The organism is Saccharothrix algeriensis, from assembly GCF_016907655.1.
Lineage (GTDB): Bacteria > Actinomycetota > Actinomycetes > Mycobacteriales > Pseudonocardiaceae > Actinosynnema > Actinosynnema algeriense.
In genome coordinates this window covers 5,497,264-5,513,393 of the sequence record NZ_JAFBCL010000001.1, presented here as the reverse complement: position 1 = coordinate 5,513,393, position 16,130 = coordinate 5,497,264, and the positions used below count along the sequence as shown (strand labels likewise).

Below are 16,130 nucleotides of genomic sequence, written 5' to 3'. Positions count from 1 at the left end.
GGTTTCGGGGCAGAAAAAGTCCCCGATTCGTTCGCCAACCGTCACCGCATCGTGTCCGGGCGTCCGGTCGGGGCCGCGGCGGGCGGGCGACCCCGCCGGTCCCCGGGCCCGACCCCGGTGAACCGCCGCCGCGCCGCCGTGCTTCCGTACTCCGGTGCACCGAGCATCCCCGCCCGCGGCCAACCGGGTCACCGTCGTCGGCATCCCCGCCCGCGACGAGGGGCGCACGGTCGGCGCGGTGGCCCGCGTCGCCGACGCCGGCCTGCGCGCCGCCTGCCCCGGCGGCGAGAACGTCGTGGTGCTGGCCGAGAACGGCAGCACCGACGACACGGTGCGGCGGTTCGCCCGGACCCCGACGACCGCGCGCAAGGTGGTGATCAGCTCCGCCGGGGAGGGCACCGGCAAGGGCACCAACGTGTTCGCCGTGGTGGACCGCGCGCTGGACCTCGGCGCGGACCGGGTGCTGCTGCTGGACGCGGACCTGCGCTCCGCCGAGCCGGCGTGGGTCGGGCTGCTGGCCGGCGCCGTGGACGCCGCGGAACCGGTGCTCGCCGTGCCCGCCTACCGGCGCGACCGGTACGAGGCGAACACCACCAACCACCTGGCGGGCCCGCTGCTCGCGGCGGTGTTCGGGGTGCGCGTGCAGCAGCCCATCGGCGGCGAGTTCGCGTTCAACCGGGCGTTCCTCGACCTGGCCCGCACCTGGCACCGGCCGGACAGCGCGCACCTGTACGGCATCGACGTGTGGCTGACCGCGAACGCCCTGCGCGAGCGCGTCCGCGTGGTGGAGGTGCCGCTGGGGCGCAAGCTGCACAACTCGCCGTTCCCGAAGATCCTGCGGCTGCCGCAGCAGGTGCTGGACTCGCTGTTCCACGTCGTGCTGCGCACCGGGGGCGTGCGCCCGCCGGCGCCGGGGGCGCGCGGGCGGCGGGCCGCGGTGGACGGCGGCGCGGTGCGGCAGGACCCGGCGGTGGTGTCGCGGGTCGCGGCGGCGGCGGCGGGGTACCTGGCGGCGCACCGGGACGGCGTGCGGGCGCTGTTCCCCTCGGCGGAGCGGGCGGTCGGCGCGCCGTGGGGGCTGCGGGTGACCGCCGAGGACTGGCCGCACGTCCTGGCCGACGCGCTGGCGGCGCTGGCCGGCGGCCGGTTCGAGGCGGCCCGCGACCACCTGGTCGCGCTGTACGTCAACCGCGTGCTGACGTTCTGGGAGGAGATCGACGGGCTGCGCGCGGAGGAGGTCGACGACCTGCTGGACCGGCAGGCCGAGCGCACCGCGCGCGTGGTGCGCGACCGGGGGATCGCGCCGGGCGGCGCGACCGGGCCGGCGCGGTTCGACGTGGGGCACTGGGCGGGGTTCAACGACGACCCCGCTCCCCGCACCGCGGCCGGGCTCGTGCCGGGCGCCGCCGGGCGCGGCGGGCGGTGACGACACCCCCCGGCGACGACACCTCCGACCGCGCCCCGCGACTTACCCGACGACGGCACCCCCGCGACGCCTCCGACGACGGCACCCCCGGTGACGACACGCCGGTGACGACACGCCGGTGATGGCGTCGGCCCCCTCCCCCGCCCGGCCGCGCTCCCGACGGCGCGGCCCCGCCGGCCCGGCCCCCGCGGTCGGGGGCGGGCGGCGGGGCCGCGGCGCCGGGCGGCTACTTCATGGTGGCGATCTGGATCAGGTTGCCGCAGGTGTCGTCGAAGACGGCGACGACGACCGGTCCCAGGTCGGTCGCCTCCTGGGTGAACTCGACGCCCAGCCCCTTGAGCCGCTCGACCTCGGCGTGCACGTCGTCCACGGCGAACTGGGTGAACGGGATGCCGTCGCCGACCAGGGCCTTCTTGAACGGGCCCGCCGCCGGGTGGCCGTCCGGCTCCAGCAGCAGCTCGACGCCGTCCGGGTCGGCGGGCGAGACCACGGTGAGCCAGCGGGCCTCGCCGGCAGGCACGTCGGTCTTCTTCACGAAGCCCAGCTTCTCGGTGTAGAAGGCCAGCGCCTTGGCCTGGTCGTCGACCAGCACGCTGGTGATGTTGATGCGGATCACGGGTTCGGAGCCTCTCTGTCGATGGGCCACCGCTCGGCGATCGAGCGCAGCGGGCCCGTGTCGAGGTGGTGGAACTTGTACCGGCCCTGCCGGCGGGTGCGCACCAGGCCGGCCTGCTCGAGCACCGCGAGGTGCTGCGAGATGGCCTGGCGCGAGGACGCCAGGCCGTGCTTCATGGTCAGCCGGCCGCACAGCTCGAACAGCGTCTGACCATCCCGGTCGGTCAGCTCGTCCAGGATGGTGCGTCGCGTCGCGTCGCCGATGGCCTTGTAAAGGTCGGGGTCTGCGTCCACGGGCACAGTTATATGCAAGTCAGCACTTGCCTGTCAAACCGGGCGCGGGACCCGGCGGCGCCCCGCGCCACCTCCGCCGATCAGCGGGAAGTCGATACCATGGGCCGGTGATCTTCTTCGGCATCATGCTCGCCGCGATCGGGGTGTCGACCCTGCTGTGGCGCGATGCCGACGTGCTCGGCCTGCCCCCGGTCGCGGTCGGCGCCGCGCTGCTGGTCCTGGCCGCCGCCTCGGTCGTGCTCGGCGTGGCCCGCCGCAAGCGCGGGCGGGTGGCGCGGGGCGAGCCGGAACCGGTCGGCTCGGTGCTCGACCGGGCCAGGGCGCTGCCCCGGCTGCTGCGGCACCGCAAGGCGTACGGCCTGCCCGGCTCGCGGCTGGCGCAGTGGGGCTTCGCGCTGGTCTACCTGGTGTCGCCGATCGACGTCCTGCCCGAGCTGCTGCCGGTCGTCGGCATCACCGACGACGCGGGCGTGGCGGTGTGGCTGCTCACCAGCCTGTCCACCGCCGCGGGCCAGTACCTCAACTGGGAGCGCTCAAAAAAGCAGCACCGCGAGCCCTAGCGCGACCAGCACGTTCACCGCGGTCGACGCCGCGAACACCCCCACCGGCCGCCACCCGGCCTGCTTGAGCGCCCCCGCCCGGAACTCCAGCCCGATGCTGACGAACGCCAGGACCAGGAACCACGTGCGCAGGTCGTTGACCACGCCGATGGCCGCCTTGCCGCCCGGCGCGTGCGCCAGGTACAGCGTCGCCGCGACCGACGCGGCCAGGAACCCGAGCACGAACTTGGGGAAGCGGTCCCACAGCTGCCGCGCCGCCGGCACGCCGACCGGCCTGCGCTCGACCCGCAGCGCGAAGTACGCGGTCAGCGCCACCGCGACGACGCCCAGCAGGGCGTTCTGGGTCACCTTGACGATGGTGGCGATCCGGAGCGACTCCTCGCCCGCCAGCGTGCCCGCCGCCGTCACCGCCGCGGTGGTGTCGATGTTGCCGCCGATCCACGCCCCGGTGACCGCCGGGTCCAGCCCCAGCGCGGTCGCGGCCACCGGCAGCAGGAAGATCGACGGCAGGGCGAACGCGATCACCAGGCTGGCGCTGTAGGCCAACTGCTCGCGCTTGGCCTGCACGGCGCCCGCCGCCGCGATGGCCGCGCTGACGCCGCAGATCGCGACCGCCGCCGACAGCAGCGCCCGCAGCCTGTCCTCCAGCCCGAGCCGCCCGCCCAGCCACCAGGAGAACCCGAACACCACGCAGATCAGGACCACCGACTGGGCGATCGCGGGCCCGGCGGCGGACGCGATCACCCGCAGGTTGATCGACGCACCGAGCAGCACCAGGCCGGTCTTGATGAAGAACTCGGTGCGGAACCCGCCGGAGAGCCGCTCGCGGACGCCGGTCGCGCCCAGCGCCGCGTTGCCCAGCAGGCCCAGCAGGATGGCGTAGACCGGGAACTCGACCGCCGCGCCGACGCCCGCCAGCGCGGTGCCCTCGGTGGCTGCCGGCACGGCCGTGGACAGGTGGTGGGCCACCCAGGACAGCGCCAGCACCACGGCCACGCCCAGCGCCGCGTGCAGCACCGGCCGCCGCGTGTGCTCCGAGGTGGCCATCACGGCACCAGGCCGGGTGGGATGACGCCGGCCAGGGCCAGCGCGAACAGCAGCAGGCCCACGACCACGGCGAGCCAGTCCTCGCTGATCCCCCGGTTCCGGGGCGGCGGTTCGCCCATCGCTCACGCTCCACGATGCGGGATTGCCTGGAGCGTCGAACGCTAGCGAGGGCAGCGGGAACCGTCACCGCTTCCCAGGATGTGGGAGGTCCCGGACCTCCTCCAGCAGGGCGGTGATCGCGGTCATGACGCGCTCGGTGGCCGTGTCGAGCACCTGCTTGGTCGGCTCCGGCCCGTACAGGTCGGACAGGTCGACCGGCGGGCCCGCCACCACGTGCACCCTCGTCCACGGCCGGGGCAGCAGCCGGCCGGGCCGCAGCAGCTCCCGCGTGCCCCACTGCGCAACCGGCACGACCGGCGTGCGGCTGGTCAGCGCCAGCCGGGCCACGCCGTTCTTCGCGCGCGTCGGCCACCCGTCCGGGTCGTCGCTGAACGTGCCCTCGGGGTAGACGATCACGCACTGGCCGTCCGCCAGCGACGAGCGCGCCGCGTCCAGCGCCCGCCCGGCCCGCGCGGTGCCCCGGTCCACCGGGATGTGCCGGCCCGACGACATCACCCAGCCCAGGACCGGCGCCTTCCACAGGCTCGCCTTCGCCAGGTACCGGGGCACCCGGCCGGCGGCGAGGGTGAACGCCGTCAGCGTCACCGGGTCCGCGAAGGACAGGTGGTTGGACGCCAGCAGCACGGCACCCCGTCGGGGGATGTTCGCCCCGCCCGCCATCCGCAGCCGGACGAACAGCACGACCAGCGGCCACAGCGCGTCGATCGCCACCGAGTACCAGAAACCCCTGCCGCGCCTGGGCAACCGCGCGGTCAGTGCCACCATCCGGGAGAAGCTCACCCCCTGATCATCACCCGGCCGGTCCCGGGCGGTCGCCGCGACCCACTCCAACCGCCCGGGACCGGCGGTGATCACCGTTCGGCTAGGGTCCTTCCCCGTGACCGGGATCAGCGGAACGCGTGCGGCGGTGGACCGCATCACCGTGCTGCTCGTCGAGGACGACGAGGGGGACGCGGTGCTGGTCGAAGCCCTGCTCGACGAGGTCGGCGCGGACATCGACCTGCGCCGGGCGCGCACGCTGCGGGAAGCCGTGCCGCTGGTGCCCAAGGTGGACTGCGTCCTGCTGGACCTCGGCCTGCCCGACACGACCGGGCTGGACGGCCTGACCAGGCTGCTCGCCGAGCCCGCGCCCGCCGCCATCATCGTCCTCACCGGGCTCACCGACGAGCGCCAGGGCGAGCGCGCGGTGGCCGCCGGCGCGGAGGACTACCTGGTCAAGGGCCAGGTCGACGGGCAGGCGCTGGTGCGCGGCATCCGCTACGCGGTCGGCCGCAAGCACGTCGAGGAGACCCAGCGGCAGCTGCGCGACGAGCAGCTGCACGCCGCCGAGAAGACCCGCCTGGAGCGCGGCCTGCTGCCCTCGCCGATCCTGCACGGGCAGGGCCTGGGCCTGGAGGTGCGCTACCGGCCCGGCGGCAGCCGGATGCTGCTGGGCGGCGACTTCTACGACGCGGTGCGCACGCCCGACGGCACGCTCCAGGTGATCGTCGGCGACGTGTGCGGGCACGGCCCGGACGAGGCCGCGCTCGGCGTGTTCCTGCGCATCGCGTGGCGGGCGCTGGTGCTGGCCGACCAGGAGCCCTCGCGGGTGCTGCGCACGCTGCACGAGATCCTGGAGCACGAGCGCCACCAGCCGGGCCTGTTCACCACCGCGTGCATGGTGACCATCGCGCCCGACCGCCGCTGGGCGCGCATCTACCTGGCCGGGCACCCCGAGCCGATGCTGCTGGTCGGCGACCGGGTGGTGGAGCTGCCGCGCGACCGGGCGGGCCTGCCGCTGGGCGTGCTGCCCGACAGCACGTGGAGCGGCCTGGACGTGCCGCTGCCGCCGGGCTGGTCGCTGCTGCTCTACACCGACGGCCTGGTCGAGGGCCGGGTCGCGGGCGACACCGAGCGGCTGGGCGCGGAGCGGCTGATCGGGCTGATCGACCGGATCACCGGGGAGCGGCCGGACTGGGCGAGCCACCCCGCCGGCCTGCTCGACGAGCTGATCGCACAGGTGAAGAACCTCAACGGGGGCGAGTTGGACGACGACATGGCCGTGCTGCTGATCTCGGACCGCGGCTGATGGACCACCGGACCCGCTGGCCCGCGAGCCGGCTGCTCATCGCGTCGGTCGCCATCCTGATCATCGTGTGCGCCGCCGCCATCGGCAGCGTCGCGGTGGCGCTGGTGAACCTCACCGCCGCGCGCGCGCTGCTGCTGGACCAGGTCGCCCCCGGCCGGCGGCACGTGCTGGAGCTGGACAGCGCCCTGATCGACCAGGAGAACGGCGTCCGCGGCTTCGCCCTGTCCGCCAACGAGGACTTCCTCGTCCCCTACCAGGACGGCCTGCGGGTCGAGCGGGCCTCGCTGGACGCGGCCCGCGACGCGGTCCGGACCTTCCGGCCCGACCTCGCCGACGACCTCGACACCGTCGCCAGCCTCGCCGTCGGCTGGCGCGCGGGCTACGCCGAGGCCGTCATCGCCGAGGTCCGGGCGGCCGGCGAGCCGCGCGCCGACCAGGCCGACACCACGCGCGGCAAGGAGCTGTTCGACACCGTCCGCCAGGCGGTCGCCGCGCTCAAGGTGACGCTCGACGAGGAGTCCGCGACGGCCCGCGCCGACCTGGACCGGGTGGCCGACCAGGTGCTGTTCCTGGTCATCGGGCTGGGCGTGCTGCTGGTGCTGATCATCACCGGGGTGGCGGTCGTGCTGCACCGCATCCTGATCCGGCCCCTGACCGGGCTGACCGGGCAGGTGCGCCGGGTGTCCTCCGGCGAGTTCGCCCACGCGGTGGAGGTCGGCGGCCCGCGCGAGATCGTGATGCTGAGCCAGGACGTGGACGCCATGCGCACCCGCATCCTCAACGACGTGCAGGAGCTGCGCCGGTCCAACTCGGAGCTGGAGCAGTTCGCCTACGTCGCCTCGCACGACCTGCAGGAGCCGCTGCGCAAGGTGGCCAGCTTCTGCCAGCTGCTGGAGCGCCGCTACTCGGGGCAGCTCGACGAGCGCGGCGAGCAGTACCTGCGGTTCGCGGTGGACGGCGCGAAGCGGATGCAGGTGCTGATCAACGACCTGCTGGCGTTCTCCCGGGTCGGCCGGATCACCCGGGAGCACGTGCTGGTGGACCTGGACGAGACGGTCGAGCAGGTGCTGGACAGCTACTCGGAGGTGATCGAGCGGACCGGCGCCACGGTCGAGGTGGGCGAGCTGCCGACGGTGCGCGGCGAAGCCTCGCTGCTCGGCGGCGTGTTCGGCAACCTGATCAGCAACGCGCTGAAGTTCCACGGCGAGGACCCCCCGGTGGTGCGGGTGGCGGTGGAGCGGACCGGCGAGTTCTGGACGTTCACGATCAGCGACAACGGGATCGGCATCGACGCCGAGTACGCTGAGCGGATCTTCGTGATCTTCCAGCGGTTGCACCACAAGGACGACTACCCCGGCACGGGCATCGGCCTCGCGATGTGCCGCAAGATCATCGAGTACCACGGCGGCACGATCTGGCTCGACACCGGTGGTGGCGCCGGCACCACCTTCAAGTTCACCCTGCCGGCAGTAGACGACATCGAGGACTCCGATGAATGACGCGCTGAACGTGATCGACGTGCTGCTCGTGGAGGACGACCCGGGCGACGCGCTGATGACCGAGGAGGCGTTCGAGCACCACAAGATCCGCAACCAGCTGCACGTCGTGCGCGACGGCGTGGAGGCGCTGGAGTTCCTGCGGCGGGAGGGCAGGCACCCCGACGCGCCCCGGCCCGGCCTGATCCTGCTGGACCTGAACCTGCCGAGGATGGACGGGCGGGAGGTGCTGGCCGAGGTCAAGGCCGACGAGAGCCTGCGCACCATCCCCGTGGTCGTGCTGACCACGTCGGAGGCGGAGGAGGACATCCTGCGCAGCTACAACCTGCACGCCAACGCCTACGTCACCAAGCCGGTGGACTTCGACCGGTTCATCGAGGTCGTGCGGCAGATCGACGACTTCTTCGTGACCGTGGTGAAGCTGCCCCGCTGACCGCCGCGGCGGGGGCCGTCCGCGCGGACGGCCCGGGGCGGGTCGCCGGGAGCGGTTCCCGGCGGGCTCCCGGGACGCCCCGGAGGCCCCCTCGGGGGGCGGCGGACCGCCCCCGGGCGGGCTACTCGCCGGCGAGGTCGGCGGACCCCGGGTGCTTCTCGACGTACCCGCGCACGAACTCGCAGCGGGGCACGACCGCCAGCCCGCGCCGCCGGGCGTCGGCCAGCGCCTGCCCGACCAGCGCGCTGCCCAGCCCCTTGCCCTCGACGGCCACCTCGGTGTGGGTGAACGTGATCCGGCCGGGTTCCAGGGCGTACTCGGCGACCCCGCCCAGCTCGCCGTCGAGGAAGACCTCGTAGCGCGACGCCTCGGGGTGGTCGGACACGGTCACGGTCACGGTGGCTCCTCCAGGTGGCACCTCGGCGGCTCCGCGAGCGCCGATCACCCGACCGGGCGAGGGTCGGTGACCCACCGGTCGGCATCGGAGCCGGTCGTCCCGGCGGGAACACCCGAACTCCTGACGAAGTACACCGTAATGGCGCAGTGCAAGATGGCGCGATGGACGTCTACCTGCTGATCCTCGGCGACCACCTGCCGGACCCGAACACGGGCCGGGCGGTCAGCGAGGCCGAGCGCCTGCGCGCGATCGTGGAACAGGCCGTCGTCGCGGAGGAGGCGGGCTTCACCGGGGTGGCGATCGGCGAGCACCACTTCACCCGCTACCTCGTCAGCGCGCCCGGCCTGCTGCTGGCGACCATCGCGGAGCGCACGACGCGGCTGCGCCTGTCGACCGGTGTCACGCTGCTGGCCCACCACGACCCGGTCCGGGTGGCCGAGGAGCTGGCGATGCTCGACGTCCTGTCCGGCGGGCGGGCCGAGATGATCGTGGCCAGGGGCGTGTCGCAGCGCACCGACCTGGCCTTCGGCGTGCAGGACGACCTGCGGGCCCGGTTCGACGAGAACCTGCGCCTGCTGCTGCGCCTGCTGGAGGAGCCCGACGTCACCTGGGCCGGCCGGTTCCGCAGCCCGCTGACCGACGTCACCACCACGCCCCGCCCGCTGCAGCGGCCGCGGCCCCCGGTGTGGATGGGCAGCGGTTCGGCCGTCTCGGCGGACCTGGCGGTCGAGCTGGGGCTGCCGCTCGTGCTGCCCAGCACCCTGCGCGACCCGAGCACGCACCGGGACGTGGTGGAGCGCTACCGCGCCACCAGGGGCGGTGGCGGGCGGGTGGCGCTGCCCAGCCACGTGTTCGTCGCGCCGACCGCCGCCGAGGCGCGCACGGCGTGGCGACCGCACCTGACCGCGTACGCGCGCTTCGCCGACCCGTGGCGGGGCGACGGCGGGGTCGACGTCGACGCGCTGATGGAGGGCGCGGCGGTGTGCGGCGACCCGGCGGAGGTGACCGACCGGCTCAACGACCTGGCCGGGCTGCTCGGACTGGACGCGCAGCTGGTGATGGTCGACATCGGGGGCCTGCCGCACTCGGCCGTGCTGGACACCATCCGGCTGTTCGGCGCGGAGGTGCTGCCCGGCCTGCGCCCCGGCGACGACGGGCGCGCCCCGTAGCGCCGCCGGGCGGCGCTACGGGGTCGGCGACCCGGATGCGCGGTCGATCGGCGCGCGGCGGTGAGGCGGCGCGGCGGTGACGGGCGGCGATGCGCCGGTGACGGGCAGCGCCGGTGACGGGCGGCGGTGGGGACCGGGCCGGCGCGTCGGCGTGGCCGCCGGAGCGGGTGGCGGTGGGGACCGGGCGGTGGGGACCGGGCGGTGGGGACCGGGCTGTGGGGCTCAGCGCTTGAGCCGCACGACCACCAGCCGCCGCGTGGCGCGGGTCAGGGCGACGTAGCGCTCCGCCGCCGTCATCCGCTCCGGCTCGACCACGACCACGGTGTCGAACTCCAGGCCCTTGGCCTGCCGGGGCGTCAGCCCGCCCGCCATCCCGATCACCGCGAGCGTGCCCTCCTCCGGCCGCAGCCACCGCACCACGTCCAGGTCGTCCACCAGCACCTCCACCGGGGGCTCCCCGCGCCGCACGGAGGTCGGCGGCGTCGCGGTGGGGTCAACCTCGGCCAGCGCCGGCGCGGCGTACTCCATGATCGCGGCGGGCGTGCGGTAGTTGACGGTCAGGCGCCGGTGCACCCACCGGTCGCGCACGTAAGGCGACAGCAGCGCGTCCCACGAGCGGACGCCCGACTCCGACTGGCGCTGGGCCAGGTCGCCGACGATGGTCATCGAGCGGTTGGGGCTGCGGCGCATCAGGACCCGCCACTGCATCGGCGACAGCTCCTGCGCCTCGTCGACGACCACGTGCCCGTAGGTCCACCCGCGGTCGGCGGCGGCGCGCTCGGCCACCGTCCGGTGGTCGCGCACCGCGTGCCGGTCGGCCAGCCACTCGGCGTCGACCAGGTCGACGGCCCGCAGCTCGTCCTCGTGCATGGCCGCGTCGGTGTCGATGACCTCCAGCACGCCCCGCGCGTACTCGACCTCCTCGGCGCGCTCCCGCTCCGCCGCCCGCTCGGCCTCGTCGGAGGCGCCCAGCAGTTCGGCGGCCTCGTCCAGCAGCGGCACGTCGGACACCGTCCACGCCCGGCCGTCCGCCCGGTACAGCTCGGGGCAGCCCACGGCGAAGCAGCGGCCCTCGTAGAGGTCGGCCAGCAGCCGGCGGGCGGTGAGCGGCGGCCACAGCGCGTCGGCCGCCTCGGCCAGCTCCGGGCTGCGCCCCAGCTCGCGGCGCACGTCGGCGGCCAGGTCGGGCAGCACGTCGGCGAGCGGTTCCGGCCAGCCCGCGCCGATCAGCGCCAGCGCGGGGGCGACCAGGGCGTCGGCCAGGGCGTCGCGGAAGACCTGCCGCGCCTCGTTGTGCCGCAGGCCGCTCGCCCGCGCCCGGTCCCGGGCGGCCAGGGCCGCCGCGGCGTCCACGGGGACGGTGACGTCCTCCAGCTCGACCGGGATCGGGTGCTCCGGCAGCTCCTGGCGGTCGGCGATGGCGAGGCGCAGCAGGTCCACCGCCGACAGGCCGTCCTTGGCGCCCCGCGCCTCCGGCGGGTCCTCGCGGGTGGTGCGGACGCCGGGGAACAGCTCGCCGGGCGTGGCGAACACGACGTCGGTCTCGCCCAGGGACGGCAGGACCTCCCCGATGTGCCGCAGGAACCCCGGGTTGGGCCCGACGACGAGCACGCCCTGCCGGGAGAGCCGGTCGCGCTGCGCGTAGAGCAGGTAGGCGACGCGGTGCAGGGCGACGGCCGTCTTGCCGGTGCCCGGCCCGCCCTCGACGACCAGCACGCCCCGGTGGTCGAGCCGGATCACCTCGTCCTGCTCGGCCTGGATGGTCGCGACGATGTCGCGCATCGTCGCGCCGCGCGGCGCTTCCAGCGCCGCCAGGAGTGTGCTCTCCGCCAGGCCCAGCTCGTCGTCGTGGAAGCTCTCCAGGCGGCGACCGCGGGTGTGGAAGTGCCTCCGGCGGGTCAGCCCCTCCGGGCGCGCGCCGGTGGCGGTGTAGAACGGCCGGGCGACCGGCGCGCGCCAGTCGACGAGCAGCGGGCGGTGGTCGTCGTCCGGGTCGAACAGCCCGACCCGGCCGATGTAGTGGCGGCTGCCGTCGACGTGGTCGGTGCGGCCGAAGCACAGCCCCTCGTCCGCCACCGCCAGCCGGCCGACCCGCTCGGACAGCGCCCGCACGGCCACCTCGCGCTGCCACCGCTGCTCGTCCGGGTCGCGCAGGGCCGCGGCCAGCTCCGCGCTCGCGGCGGCCCGCTCCCGGTCGAGCCGGTGGTGCAGGAAAGAAATCCGCCGCTGTTCCGCAGGCAATTCCCCTGTTGCCACGCTTTCCCCCTGTGGTACACTGTGTTAGGCGTATTCCATCCATTTCGGATGACGTAACCCTTATTTGTACCACGGGTGTTTTCCGGTGCGCCACCACCGCCGATGGACTTTTCCCGCGCCGCACCGGGAAAGCGGCGGGGCGCCCGCGCCCCGGTGGTCCCCGCGCCGCCGGGCTGCGCAGCGGGTGGGCCCCGCGGCGTTCGAGCCCGCGGGCCGGCGGGGGCGAGCCGCCGACCCGGCGCGGGATCGGCCCGGGTGCGGCCGCGGGATCAGCCCGGGTGCGACGCGATCGCGAACGTCGGCTGGACGGGCAGCGCCAGGCCGCGCCGGTCGAGCACGGACCGCAGGATCTCCCCCACCCGCACGGAGGTGTTGGACAGCAGCGACGAGGAGATCCCGTGCGTGTGCTCGGTGCCGCCCTGCACGTAGATGCCGCCCAGCACGTCGTCGTCGGTGTCCACCCGGTAGTCCCGCCCGATGCTCAGGCGGTCGTGATCGTCGCGCAGGCACCGGGCGGCCAGGTCGCCCAGCAGCGCCGTCGGGTCGGCCTCGTGGTAGCCGGTGGCGTAGACGATGGCGTCCGCGTCCAGCACGGTCCGCGCGCCGGTGGCCAGCGACTCGACGGTCACCCGCACCCCGTCGGGCGCGTCCACCAGGTCCACGACGCAGGACACGTTGAGCAGCCGCAGCCGCTGCTCGCCCAGCACCTTCTCCCGGTAGACCCGGCGGTACAGCTCGGCGATCAGGTCGTTGTCGACCACCGCGTAGTTGGTGTTGCCGTGGTAGTCCATCAGCCGGCGCTTGACCTGCTCGGGCGCGGCGTAGAAGTCGTCGACGGCCGCCGGGTCGAAGATCCGGTTCGCGAACGAGCTGTCGTCGGCCGGGCTGTAGCCGTAGCGCGCGAACACCGCGCAGACCTCCGCGCCCCGGAACCGCTCGTGCAGGAACGCGGTCACCTCCGCGCCGCTCTGCCCCGCGCCGACCACCACCAGCCGCTCCGGGTCCCGCAGCGAGCCGACCAGCCGGAGGAAGTCCCGGTTGTGCCACACCCGGTCGGACGGCACGACGCCCTCGGGCAGGTTCGGCCGCAGGCCCGTGGCCAGCACGAGGTTGCGGGCGCGCCGGATCTCCACCTCGCCCGCCGCGGTACGCGAGGACACGTCGAAGTGGGTGACCACGCCGCCCTCGACCACCGGGCGCACGGCCACCACGTCGTGCCCGTAGGACACCAGGTCGTCGACCCTGCGCGCGGCCCACTCGAAGTAGTCGTGGAACTCCACGCGCAGCGGGAACAGGTTCTTGTGGTTGATGAAGTCGACCAGGCGGCCCTGGCCGTGCAGGTAGTTGAGGAAGCTGAAGGAGCTGCTCGGGTTGCGCAGCGTCACCAGGTCCTTGAGGAAGGAGACCTGCATGGTGGCGTCGTCCAGCAACATGCCGCGGTGCCAGCCGAACCGCGCCTGGCGCTCCAGGAAGTGCGCGGTCACCACGTCTTCCGGTCGCGCGGCGGCGTTGTGCTCGTGGACCGCGATCGCGAGCGCGAGGTTCGAGGGCCCGAAGCCGACACCGAGGACGTCGACGACAGGTGGCTGTGACATGGCTGTCCCATCGGTGCGACAACAGGGAGTGATCGAACTTCGGTTACCCTAACCTAAGTACGCGCCCGGCGGGAGTGATCCAGACCTCTTGCTGATTTAGGCTAGCCTCACCTCAAGGGGAGAGGAAGGCGGTAGCCGGCGCAATCGGGGCCGAGGAGCCGCCGCGGTCCGCGCGGGCCCCCGCCGCCCGGCCCACCGGGTCGGCTCCGCCGCGGTCGGCGGGCCCGGTGACCGACCCGGTGCGTTGACCTGCCACTACCGCGTTTCCGCTCGTCGCGCCCCGACCGCCCGGCCGAGCGGCGCCCCCCGCGCGCACGGGGCCTTCACCGCCGGCGGCATCTGTGAACGGCCGCCGGCCGGTGCCGCTCGTCACAGCGCCGGCGCGCGGCCGGTCGGTGCGGCAACCCGACGCCGGCCGACCCGGTCGTGGGCCGTCCGGCCCACGCAGCGGCCCTCCCCCGGCCCGCCGCGGCGCTCGGCCCCGCGGCGTCGCGGCGGTGCTCCGTTCGGCTCGCCGCACCGGAAAACCACTCGAACGGCCCAGCCGACGCCGGGCCGCCGCGGTCGTCACGCGAGCAGCGCGCGCCCCTCGGGCGTCAGCTCCGCCGGCGCCCACTGGCCGCCGGAGTCGCTCGCCGGCCGCACGAGCCCGGCGTGCGCCAGCTGCCGCGCCGCCACCTGGTCGCTGCACAGCAGCCCGTCCACGCGCAGGTCCGGTTCGCGGCTGCGCGTCACCTCGGCGCGGCCGGCCGCAACGGCCCTGAGCATCGCGCGCGCCCGGTGGGTCAGTTCGTCGTTCATGGTCGACCACCGTCGTCCGCAGGGTTCGTCCACCCGGTTCATCGCCGCGCGACGCCGAAGTCTTACCGCCCGCCGGGATCCCGGGAGCGGCCCCGGCACTGGGTAGGGTCGGGCGCATGGGGACCGTCGCGGCCGTGAGCCGCAGCGCCGGGTACACGTTCACCAAGCCGAACACCGAGGTCATCCGGCTGGTGGCCGGGCTCGGCGTCGAGGGCGACGTGCACGCCGGCGAGCTGGTCAGGCACCGCTCGCGGATGCGGCGCGACCCCTCGCAGCCGAACCTGCGGCAGGTGCACCTGATGCACGCCGAGCTGCACGACGAGCTGAACGCGCTGGGCTTCGCCGTGACCGCGGGCGGGCTGGGCGAGAACGTCACGACCCGGGACGTCGACCTGCTCGGCCTGCCGACCGGGACGCGGCTGCGCCTGGGCGCGGAGGCGGTCGTGGAGGTGACCGGGCTGCGCAACCCGTGCGCGCAGATCGACGGGTACCGGCCGGGGCTGCTCAAGCACGTGCTCGGGCGTGACGCCGACGGCGCCGTGGTGCGCCGGGCCGGGGTCATGTCCGTCGTGCTGGTGGGCGGCGAGGTCCGGCCGGGCGACCGGATCCGGGTCGAGCCGCCCGCCGGCCCGCACCACCGGCTCGGGCCGGTGTAGCCGGTGGACCCGCCCCGCGGGGCGGGTCCGACCGGTCTCAGCGGTCGTCGTCCTGCGCCAGGATCGGCTGGGCGACGGCGAACGCCCGGTTGGCCGCCGGCACGCCCGCGTAGACGCCGACCTGGAGCAGGACTTCCTTGATCTCGTCGCGGGTCAGCCCGTTGCGCAGCGCGGCGCGCACGTGCATCGCCAGCTCGCCCTCGTGGCCCAGGGTCGCCAGCATGGCCAGCGTGACGCACGACCGCGTGCGCCGGTCCAGCCCCGGGCGGGTCCAGATCGAACCCCACGCGTAGCGGGTGATCAGCTCCTGGAAGTCGGCGGTGAACCCGTCGGCGCCCGCGACCGCCCGGTCCACGTGCTCGTCGCCGAGCACCTCGCGGCGCACCTTCATGCCCTCGTCGTAGTCGCTCATCGCAAGTGCTCCCGCAGGACGGCCGAGACGGCGTCGGCCGCCTCGACGTTGGCCAGGTGCGCCGCCCCGTCGACGACGAACAGCTCCGCCGCCGGGATGGCCTCGGCGATCGCCCGCAGGCGGTCCGGCGGTGTCGCCTCGTCCTGCGCGCCGGCGACCACGGCCGTGGGCGCCGTGATCGCGGGCAGCACCGGGCGCAGGTCCAGCTCCGCCAGCGCGTCGCAGCACGCGGCGTAGCCCTCGTCGTCCACTTCGGACACCATCGCCTCGAAGGCCGCCACCACCTCCGGCGACCGCGCGCGCAGCGCGGGGGTGAACCAGCGGCCCACCACCTGCGCCGCGATCGACGCCGTCCCCGACCGCCGCACGGTCGCCGCGCGCTCCCGCCACGGCCGCGGGTCCGGGTAGTCCGCCGTCGTGCAGCAGAGCACGAGCCGGTCGACGCGCTCGGGCGCGTGCCCGGCCAGCCACATGCCCACCATCGCGCCCAGCGACACGCCGCAGTAGGAGAACCGCTCGACCCCGAGGTCGTCCAGCAGCTCCAGCACGTCGCCGCCGAGGTCGGCCACCCGGTAGGGACCGGGCGCGGCCGGGCTGCCGCCGTGGCCGCGGTGGTCGTAGCGCAGCACCCGGAACCGCTCGCGCAGCTCCGCCACCTGCGGGTCCCACAGGGCGGTCGTCGTGCCCAGCGAGTTGCCCAGGACGACCACCGGCGCGCCCGGCGGCCCGCTCAGCTCGTGGTGCGGCCTCATCGCCCGGTCCTCCCCCGGCACTCCCGCCGCCCC

At 74.8% G+C, this 16,130-nt stretch carries 17 protein-coding genes; 7 read left to right on the top strand and 10 right to left on the bottom strand.

All coding sequences use genetic code 11. The features are described 5' to 3' along the window. Positions 1 to 154: 154 nt before the first annotated feature. The gene (locus tag JOE68_RS25280) at positions 155 to 1,426 is read left to right on the top strand and encodes a glycosyltransferase family protein (protein ID WP_204844757.1); all 1,272 of its coding nucleotides are present in this window, start codon (positions 155 to 157) and stop codon (positions 1,424 to 1,426) included. 226 nt (positions 1,427 to 1,652) lie between these two features. On the opposite strand, the gene JOE68_RS25275 is transcribed toward JOE68_RS25280, so the two are convergent. Further along, complete coding sequence (locus tag JOE68_RS25275) at positions 1,653 to 2,042, bottom strand: VOC family protein (protein ID WP_307819886.1); 390 nt, start codon at positions 2,040 to 2,042, stop codon at positions 1,653 to 1,655. Next, positions 2,039 to 2,335: an ArsR/SmtB family transcription factor gene (locus JOE68_RS25270; RefSeq protein WP_204844755.1), complete on the bottom strand. Its 297-nt coding sequence runs from the start codon at positions 2,333 to 2,335 to the stop codon at positions 2,039 to 2,041. Before JOE68_RS25270 ends, JOE68_RS25275 begins: the two co-directional genes overlap by 4 nt. A 107-nt stretch (positions 2,336 to 2,442) precedes the next feature. Here JOE68_RS25270 and JOE68_RS25265 point away from each other — a divergent pair, with 107 nt between their 5' ends. After that, positions 2,443 to 2,895, top strand: coding sequence for a YkvA family protein (locus JOE68_RS25265; RefSeq protein WP_204844753.1), 453 nt, complete (start codon positions 2,443 to 2,445; stop codon positions 2,893 to 2,895). Here JOE68_RS25265 and JOE68_RS25260 read toward each other — a convergent pair. Together JOE68_RS25260 and JOE68_RS25255 are read right to left on the bottom strand one after the other, a co-directional pair. After that, the gene (locus JOE68_RS25260; RefSeq protein ID WP_204844751.1) at positions 2,869 to 3,942 is read right to left on the bottom strand and encodes a YeiH family protein; all 1,074 of its coding nucleotides are present in this window, start codon (positions 3,940 to 3,942) and stop codon (positions 2,869 to 2,871) included. The two genes, JOE68_RS25265 and JOE68_RS25260, sit on opposite strands and share 27 nt — an antisense overlap. A gap of 183 nt (positions 3,943 to 4,125) precedes the next feature. Next, entirely contained in the window at positions 4,126 to 4,827 is a 702-nt protein-coding gene (locus JOE68_RS25255) for a lysophospholipid acyltransferase family protein (RefSeq protein WP_204844749.1), read from the bottom strand. A 112-nt stretch (positions 4,828 to 4,939) separates the two neighbouring features. Between JOE68_RS25255 and JOE68_RS25250 the strand changes: the two genes are divergently transcribed. The 3 genes from JOE68_RS25250 to JOE68_RS25240 are packed head-to-tail and all read left to right on the top strand — an operon-like array spanning position 4,940 to position 8,059. Next, the gene (locus JOE68_RS25250) at positions 4,940 to 6,130 is read left to right on the top strand and encodes a PP2C family protein-serine/threonine phosphatase (RefSeq protein WP_204844747.1); all 1,191 of its coding nucleotides are present in this window, start codon (positions 4,940 to 4,942) and stop codon (positions 6,128 to 6,130) included. Further along, entirely contained in the window at positions 6,130 to 7,629 is a 1,500-nt protein-coding gene (locus JOE68_RS25245; RefSeq protein WP_204844745.1) for a sensor histidine kinase, read from the top strand. Before JOE68_RS25250 ends, JOE68_RS25245 begins: the two co-directional genes overlap by 1 nt. Beyond that, the gene (locus tag JOE68_RS25240; RefSeq protein ID WP_204844744.1) at positions 7,622 to 8,059 is read left to right on the top strand and encodes a response regulator; all 438 of its coding nucleotides are present in this window, start codon (positions 7,622 to 7,624) and stop codon (positions 8,057 to 8,059) included. The genes JOE68_RS25245 and JOE68_RS25240 overlap by 8 nt, the downstream gene beginning before the upstream one ends. 121 nt (positions 8,060 to 8,180) lie before the next feature. Here the strand turns inward: JOE68_RS25240 and JOE68_RS31950 are convergent, their stop codons facing one another. Then, positions 8,181 to 8,456, bottom strand: a complete 276-nt coding sequence (locus tag JOE68_RS31950) for a GNAT family N-acetyltransferase (RefSeq protein WP_204844743.1) — start codon at positions 8,454 to 8,456, stop codon at positions 8,181 to 8,183. A 161-nt stretch (positions 8,457 to 8,617) separates the two neighbouring features. Between JOE68_RS31950 and JOE68_RS25230 the strand changes: the two genes are divergently transcribed. Beyond that, positions 8,618 to 9,625, top strand: coding sequence for an LLM class flavin-dependent oxidoreductase (locus JOE68_RS25230; protein ID WP_204844742.1), 1,008 nt, complete (start codon positions 8,618 to 8,620; stop codon positions 9,623 to 9,625). A gap of 222 nt (positions 9,626 to 9,847) precedes the next feature. Here the strand turns inward: JOE68_RS25230 and JOE68_RS25225 are convergent, their stop codons facing one another. From JOE68_RS25225 to JOE68_RS25215, 3 genes are all read right to left on the bottom strand, one after another. After that, positions 9,848 to 11,881: a HelD family protein gene (locus JOE68_RS25225; protein WP_204844741.1), complete on the bottom strand. Its 2,034-nt coding sequence runs from the start codon at positions 11,879 to 11,881 to the stop codon at positions 9,848 to 9,850. Positions 11,882 to 12,150: 269 nt separating this feature from the next. Further along, positions 12,151 to 13,476: a lysine N(6)-hydroxylase/L-ornithine N(5)-oxygenase family protein gene (locus tag JOE68_RS25220; RefSeq protein WP_204844740.1), complete on the bottom strand. Its 1,326-nt coding sequence runs from the start codon at positions 13,474 to 13,476 to the stop codon at positions 12,151 to 12,153. Positions 13,477 to 14,043: 567 nt separating this feature from the next. Continuing rightward, the gene (locus JOE68_RS25215) at positions 14,044 to 14,277 is read right to left on the bottom strand and encodes a hypothetical protein (RefSeq protein ID WP_204844739.1); all 234 of its coding nucleotides are present in this window, start codon (positions 14,275 to 14,277) and stop codon (positions 14,044 to 14,046) included. A 116-nt stretch (positions 14,278 to 14,393) separates the two neighbouring features. Here JOE68_RS25215 and JOE68_RS25210 point away from each other — a divergent pair, with 116 nt between their 5' ends. Continuing rightward, the gene (locus tag JOE68_RS25210) at positions 14,394 to 14,933 is read left to right on the top strand and encodes an MOSC domain-containing protein (protein ID WP_204844738.1); all 540 of its coding nucleotides are present in this window, start codon (positions 14,394 to 14,396) and stop codon (positions 14,931 to 14,933) included. Between the two features lie 37 nt (positions 14,934 to 14,970). Here the strand turns inward: JOE68_RS25210 and pcaC are convergent, their stop codons facing one another. Both pcaC and pcaD read right to left on the bottom strand, forming a co-directional pair. Further along, a complete protein-coding gene (gene pcaC / locus JOE68_RS25205) occupies positions 14,971 to 15,345 on the bottom strand; it encodes a 4-carboxymuconolactone decarboxylase (RefSeq protein ID WP_204844737.1) in 375 nt (124 codons plus the stop codon). After that, a complete protein-coding gene (gene pcaD, locus JOE68_RS25200; RefSeq protein WP_204844736.1) occupies positions 15,342 to 16,097 on the bottom strand; it encodes a 3-oxoadipate enol-lactonase in 756 nt (251 codons plus the stop codon). The genes pcaC and pcaD overlap by 4 nt, the downstream gene beginning before the upstream one ends. Between the last annotated feature and the right edge of the window lie 33 nt (positions 16,098 to 16,130).

What these genes read in the sequence shown, in the direction of transcription:
- JOE68_RS25245 (WP_204844745.1), top strand. Translation starts at nt 6,130, where the DNA reads ATGGACCACCGGACCCGCTGGCCCGCGAGCCGGCTGCTCATCGCGTCG.
- JOE68_RS25260 (WP_204844751.1), bottom strand. Translation starts at nt 3,942, where the DNA reads ATGGCCACCTCGGAGCACACGCGGCGGCCGGTGCTGCACGCGGCGCTG.
- JOE68_RS25210 (WP_204844738.1), top strand. Translation starts at nt 14,394, where the DNA reads ATGGGGACCGTCGCGGCCGTGAGCCGCAGCGCCGGGTACACGTTCACC.
- JOE68_RS25215 (WP_204844739.1), bottom strand. Translation starts at nt 14,277, where the DNA reads ATGAACGACGAACTGACCCACCGGGCGCGCGCGATGCTCAGGGCCGTT.
- JOE68_RS25255 (WP_204844749.1), bottom strand. Translation starts at nt 4,827, where the DNA reads ATGGTGGCACTGACCGCGCGGTTGCCCAGGCGCGGCAGGGGTTTCTGG.
- pcaD (WP_204844736.1), bottom strand. Translation starts at nt 16,097, where the DNA reads ATGAGGCCGCACCACGAGCTGAGCGGGCCGCCGGGCGCGCCGGTGGTC.
- JOE68_RS25220 (WP_204844740.1), bottom strand. Translation starts at nt 13,476, where the DNA reads ATGTCACAGCCACCTGTCGTCGACGTCCTCGGTGTCGGCTTCGGGCCC.
- pcaC (WP_204844737.1), bottom strand. Translation starts at nt 15,345, where the DNA reads ATGAGCGACTACGACGAGGGCATGAAGGTGCGCCGCGAGGTGCTCGGC.
- JOE68_RS25230 (WP_204844742.1), top strand. Translation starts at nt 8,618, where the DNA reads ATGGACGTCTACCTGCTGATCCTCGGCGACCACCTGCCGGACCCGAAC.
- JOE68_RS25240 (WP_204844744.1), top strand. Translation starts at nt 7,622, where the DNA reads ATGAATGACGCGCTGAACGTGATCGACGTGCTGCTCGTGGAGGACGAC.